A 5911-nucleotide genomic window follows, 5' to 3' on the forward strand; every position below is an offset into this window, starting at 1 on the left:
GCTCGGAAACACCGTCGATGCTGCGGTGCGGTCGGGTCAACGGTGACACCGACGACGGGAAGTCGATGTAGAACGTCGGCTCGGTGGTGCGCGCCTCGCCGAAATGCTCGTAGAGTTCCTGCACGATCTGCCCGGCGTCCCAGCCCGGACGGATCGGAACATCAACGCGCGCACTATGATCACGCAGTTCCTCCACCGTGGTCGACGGGGTTATCTCGGTGCCGACGCCCTCGCTCACGACGTCGTATACCGATCGCACCGGCCACTGCCCGGAGATGTCGATCCACTGCTCGGTGCCGTCGGCCGCGGTCCGCATCACTTTCGGCGAACCGTAGACGGCGGTCGCCGCGTACTGGATCAGCTCGCGGGTCAGGTCGAGCATTTGCCGGTAATCACTATGCGCCTCATAGGCTTCCAGGGAGGTGAACTCGGGGTTATGCGAGAAGTCGACGCCCTCGTTGCGGAAGTTGCGGCCGATCTCGAAAACGCGCTCTACGCCACCGACGCACAATCGCTTGAGGTAGAGCTCCGGCGCGATCCGCAGATAAAGGTCCAGGTTGTAGGCATTGATATGGGTCTGGAATGGTGTTGCGTTGGCGCCGCCGTGAATCCGTTGCAGGATAGGCGTTTCCACTTCCACGAAGTCACGTTGATCGAGGTAGTCCCGAAGCGCGCGCACCACCGTGCTTCGAGTCTTGAGGAGGCGACGACTGTCGGCGTCGATCGCCAGGTCGACATATCGCTGTCGTACCCGAGCTTCCGGGTCGGTGAGGCCGGTCCACTTATTCGGCAGCGGGTGTAGACATTTCCCGATCATCGACCAGGTCCGCACCAGCACAGAAGTTTCTCCCGACCGGCTGGTGCCCGTTTCACCGGTAACCAAAATCAGATCGCCGAGATCCACCGTCGCAGCGAAATCTATTGTGCCCGAGTCGAGTTTCGCCGCCTCGACGAGAACCTGAACCTGACCGGACCAGTCGTGTACTTGAGCGAACACCACCCCGCCGAAGTCGCGGAGTCGGGTCACTCGTCCCGCGATACGCACCGGGGTACCCGGTTCACTCGTCGCCGCATCGGAGATGGTGCAGGTCGGCCGTTGCGCGACCGGATAGGGGTCGATCCCGTTGTCGCGCAACTCTTGTAGCTTGTTCATCCGTACCCGGACCTGCTCGGGACGTCGGGCAGTGTCACGATCGGCCACCCGTTCCTCATCGAGTTGGACCAGCAACGCTTCGAGGTCAACGCCGGCGGGGATCGACGACGACCCCGCCGTATATTGGCGCCGACGCAGCCCGAACGACGGCAGCGTGATGAAACCTTCGGTGACCACCGACGCCAACCCAACACGAGGAATCATGCGGGCGTCTTCGAAACAGAGGTAGCGCGGTACCCACTCCGGCAGGTACTTCGCGTTCGACTTGTACAGCGACTCCATCTGAAAGAACTTGGAGCCGAACATCAATACCGAGTACGAAAGTCGCATCACGGGCCCGGCACCGATTTGATTGCCCTGCTCGAAGAAGGCCCGGAAGGTCGCGAAGTTCAGCGAAACCTGAGTGATACCAATATCTTCGGCGTTGCGCGCGAGTTCGCTGACCATCAGCTCGACAATGCCGTTCACCGACTGCCGGTCGCGCCGCATCACATCCAACGACACTCCGGTCCGTCCCCACGGAACGAAGGACAGCATGCCGACCGGCTTGGCATGTTCGGTATCCATCGCGGAAATGGCCTCTACCAGAAGACAATTGCCATCGTGTTCGTCGCCGAGCCGGCCGAGTGCCATCGCGAAGCCACGCTCCTCGTCGGTGTCGCGCCACTCGTCGGCGAGTGCCACCATCGCGTCTCGCTCGGCGGGGCTCAGTTCCGAATGACGTCGGATGCGCACACCAACCCCGGCACGTTTGGCGCGCGTCACCGCTTGTCGGACACCTTTCATCGCCGGACCGTTGAGACTGAACGCGCCGGCATGGAGGATCGCCTCGTCGCCGATGTTGAGACTCCCGAATCCGGCGTCGTGATACGCCCGTGCGCCACGGGAGCTCGCCCCCATCGCGGCGGGATGCCAACCGTACTGTTCGCAGAGAGTGAGGAATGCTTCGATCGCGCGAGGCCACGACTGCGGATCGCCGATCGGATCACCACCGGCAAGCCCGACGGACAACTCGACTCGATAGGTGATCGCAGCGCGACCGTCGGCGGAGAACACGACGGCCTTGTCTCGGCGGGTCGAGAAATACGCCAGCGAATCATCGTCATTGAAGGTGGTGATCAGCGCGCGGATCAATTTCTCGTCATCGACGGTCATCAGCGACTTGAGCCGCTGGGAACGGAGCAGCACCACCGCTGCGACCATGAGCGCCAGTGCGCCAAAGAGTCCGAGCAATCCGTTGATCGGCGCGATCGAATGGTGGTCGTTGAACGTTCGCGAATCGACGGTGCTGAACGCGACCACCCGATTGAGGGCATATGCGAACCGCTCACCGGGCTCGAGCGTGTGCGGTACTAGCAGCACCAGACCCCAACCGATTAGCGTCGCCACCGTCAGTCCGCCCAAAAGTACTGCGAGAGCGGCTAATCCGGCTCCCCGACGCACCTTGGTATAGAACTGCCGGTAGGTCGCGATCAGGAAGATCAACGCCGCCAGGTCGATACTGAGCCCGATATAGATGCCGATCCGCTCGGCGTCGTCGACGCCGTACTGCGAGGCGAGGGGATCGAACAGGTAGGCAATATTGGAGCCCATGTACAGCAGCAGGTAACAGACCGAAATCCACCACGCCATCCGCTTTCGGCTACCAAGGGCAATCGCGACCATCGCCAGAACGAACGCCCACGCGAAGCTGGTGTCGGGCATCGAAATAACGAAGTTGTCGATGAAATCCCGTGGCACGTGGATCAAATGCCGGAAGGGCGGGAAGATACTCGACAACAGAGACAGTGTGGCGAGGATCCCGGTTATGGTGGCCGCGATCCGTGGCGCCGCCGCGCCGAATCCCTGGGGGCGTCGAATATGTTCGATGAGGTCGTTGGACCGCCAGTTGGCATCGCGTACACGATCCGAATGCGCTGTCATGGAGTAACGGTAGCGTCCGGGCGGGCCAAAGCATTCGACCTCGCCCTAGAATTGCGGCGTGAACGATATTCCAATCAGCGACCACTCAATTCGCCTGGGGCAGTTCTTAAAACTGGCAAATCTGATTGATTCGGGCGCGGATGCGAAGGCAGTGATCGCCGACGGTCTGGTTCGAGTGAATGATGACGTGGAACGCCGACGAGGTCGCCAACTAGTCGCCGGCGATGTCGTCGAGTTCGCCGGCGAGTCGGTCACCGTCGTCAGCGAGTAGCGGCTGGGGTTGGGGGAATGCAGACCATGGGGAGGTGGGCTGATGTTGACCGCGTGGGCAGACGAAAGTGGGTCGCGCCCCGATTTAGATCCGGGCGCCTATCTGCTGACGGCAATGCTCTGTGAGGAGGACGACCTCGCCGAGCTGCGCGCGGCAATGGAGGACCTTCGAATTGGTGAACCGAAGGTGCATTGGCATGGCAGCAGTTATGCACGGCGCCGCGAACTCGTCGACACGGTGGCGCACCTACCGGTCACAGGATTTGTCGTGATACACCGCGAAGCCAAGGCGAGCGACCGCAGACATCGACGTAAGTGCTTGGAATATCTGCTCCCACATCTGACTGAAATGCCCTGCTCGACAATAACTTTCGAGTCTCGCGGCCAATTGGACCAGAGCGATTTGGCGACGATGCAAATGCTTCGCGCTCGACGGGTCATTGCATCAACGCTGCGGATTGAGCATGCGGTAGGCCGCGTGGAACCCGCCTTGTGGGCAGCCGACATCGTGTGTGGCGCAGTGGTTCAGGCGCGGATTGGCCATCCCGAACATCTGCAAGTACTGGGGAGCGCAGTGGAACTACATCTGGTCTGACAAACGACGCGAGCCACAGGCCTCGTCGTCCGGCGAGTTGTCCTGTGGCTCACTTCCAAACCCACCGCGATGGGATGGCTACTTGCCTAAGGCTACGTGCCCTTATGGATTGACGCAATGAAGGCGCCAACCACGACTACGGATGCAGACGACGCAACTCAGCATTGGTGACCAACCGCTCGGCCTCTTCCGGGAATCGACGTGCCACGCGCGGGCGACGTAGATGTCCGGCCGCGAGGGTGGTCAACGACAGCGACTTACGATGATTGAGAGGTGCTGTTGCGAGCCTCATTTCAATCACTCCCGGATCTGTGAACTGCTGCAGAGCAGCGGCGGTCATTACTTTGTTCTACTGTAACGAGAATTCTCCTTGCCGCACCCTCTCCGAGAAGAAAGTGGTGAACGACACGTCGAAGTCTTACATTCTGGGTATCGAATCCGGCGTCAAGACCGTTACAGATGTCCGACAGTCAGATGAACGTCAGACTTGACACACGTCGTCAGGGCAGGGATCCAGGATGCGGTGTTCGGTCAGCTCAACGAAACAGAACGCTCCACATTGCTTACGCTTCTTGAGCGCGTCGCGAGCGTTACCGTCAGCCCAACTTCGCCAAGTAGTTCCGCGCCCACGTCAACGCGTTGGTGCCCGGCGCCACCTGCAACGTCGAATACTCGCCGTGCGCACCCGAGAGCAGGAACCGACCGAACTTGATGAGCTGTTCGGTCGCTCTCGCGTTACTCAGTTCTCGGGGAATCGCAGCCAGCCCACCGCGGGTCATCATGTCCCGGAAAATCGCTCCCGCCTCGGCTTGATACTCCGCGAACTGACTAGGCGTCGGATTGCTGGTCTCGGCTAGGTACCCCACGATTCTGGTGACGTAGTAGTCGCGATCGACGTTGCAGTACAGGTCTTTTGGATGACAGATGCTGAAAGTCCTATTGCTCACCCAGCCGAATCCGCCGATTCGCGGACCACCGCTGCCTTGCCCGGTGAGCGCCGGACCGACGAGCGCGTCGCGGCGCGATCGTCGGGGGTCGGAGATGAGCACCGCACCCGCGAACTGGCTCGGGCGGATCGCAGCGCGGCCGGTGCCGATCTCCGACGTCACATCGCCCGCGGCGTCCGCCCCCTGGCTATAGCCCGCCAGCGCGATCTTGGTCCCCGCACAGCGGCGCAGCATTTTCCGCGCCAGACCCCAGGTATTGGCGACCGCCTGCGCCTTGGACTGCCCGTAAATCGAGCCGCCGTTTTCCCACGGGAAGGCAGTCGCGTTGTAGCCGACGTAGCTTACTTGGGTGTCGGGTCCTAGGTCTCTGGTCACCGTTCCCACCAGGCCGGGACTCCTTTCCCACGTCCCCGGGATGGCCAGTACATAGACCTTGGGGCAATTCGATGGAACCGCGGATGCCGCGGTTGGCACCAGCAGTCCCCCCGTAATCGCGCTCGCGAAGGCCACGATCATCACCAGTGCGCGTCTCATATCCACGTTTATTCCTCCCAGATGCAACGTGTGCCAGCTCACACCGGCCGAGTCAATAGCAGCAAGTGTAGATTCAAATCCGCGTATCTGCGAGCCCCCTTTCCTTTGACCGCCTCACCTACGCCATCGGCACCTTGCCCTGTGCCCTGGCTCCGAATATCGGCGTCTTCCTTGTCGCTCGAGTCGTGATGGGCTCGGCGAATGCGTTTACCACGCCGCGTCTGCTCGCATCGCTCGCCGACTTGGTGCCCGCCGAACGACTGAGCCGCGATGCGGGATTGTTCGCGAGTTGCCTTGCCGCGGGCCAGTCATTCGCTCCGCTCGTTGGCGAGCTAGCCGCCGCGGCGCGGTGGCAGTGGGAGTTCGCCATCGTTACTGTGCGCGCTTAACTGGACCGCAGCTGGCTGTGGTGCGTCGATGATGACGGTGGCAATACAGAACCTCACCGTACGAGCCATCCCCGACAATAAGGGCGGCGCACTGTCAATC

Annotated in this window: 6 protein-coding genes; 3 read left to right on the forward strand and 3 right to left on the reverse strand. The window is 61.4% G+C overall.

All coding sequences use genetic code 11. The features are described 5' to 3' along the window. Nucleotides 1-3076 (reverse strand): bifunctional lysylphosphatidylglycerol synthetase/lysine--tRNA ligase LysX (gene lysX / locus GOEFS_RS15210; protein ID WP_007318819.1); only part of this gene is annotated, 3076 nt, incomplete at its 3' end. Nucleotides 3077-3134: 58 nt separating this feature from the next. Between lysX and GOEFS_RS15215 the strand changes: the two genes are divergently transcribed. After that, a complete protein-coding gene (locus GOEFS_RS15215) occupies nt 3135-3347 on the forward strand; it encodes an RNA-binding S4 domain-containing protein (protein ID WP_007318820.1) in 213 nt (70 codons plus the stop codon). 42 nt (nt 3348-3389) lie between these two features. Further along, complete coding sequence (locus GOEFS_RS15220; RefSeq protein WP_007318821.1) at nt 3390-3941, forward strand: hypothetical protein; 552 nt, start codon at nt 3390-3392, stop codon at nt 3939-3941. A gap of 136 nt (nt 3942-4077) precedes the next feature. Here GOEFS_RS15220 and GOEFS_RS15225 read toward each other — a convergent pair whose 3' ends face one another. Then, nucleotides 4078-4281, reverse strand: a complete 204-nt coding sequence (locus tag GOEFS_RS15225) for a hypothetical protein (protein WP_007318822.1) — start codon at nt 4279-4281, stop codon at nt 4078-4080. Between the two features lie 256 nt (nt 4282-4537). Continuing rightward, complete coding sequence (locus GOEFS_RS15230; protein ID WP_040525248.1) at nt 4538-5422, reverse strand: cutinase family protein; 885 nt, start codon at nt 5420-5422, stop codon at nt 4538-4540. A gap of 125 nt (nt 5423-5547) precedes the next feature. On the opposite strand from GOEFS_RS15230, the gene GOEFS_RS22930 reads away from it, so the two are divergent. After that, nucleotides 5548-5811, forward strand: coding sequence for an MFS transporter (locus tag GOEFS_RS22930; protein ID WP_280985276.1), 264 nt, complete (start codon nt 5548-5550; stop codon nt 5809-5811). Nucleotides 5812-5911 lie beyond the last annotated feature (100 nt).

Origin of the sequence: Gordonia effusa NBRC 100432 (genome assembly GCF_000241305.1) — a bacterium.
GTDB lineage: Bacteria > Actinomycetota > Actinomycetes > Mycobacteriales > Mycobacteriaceae > Gordonia > Gordonia effusa.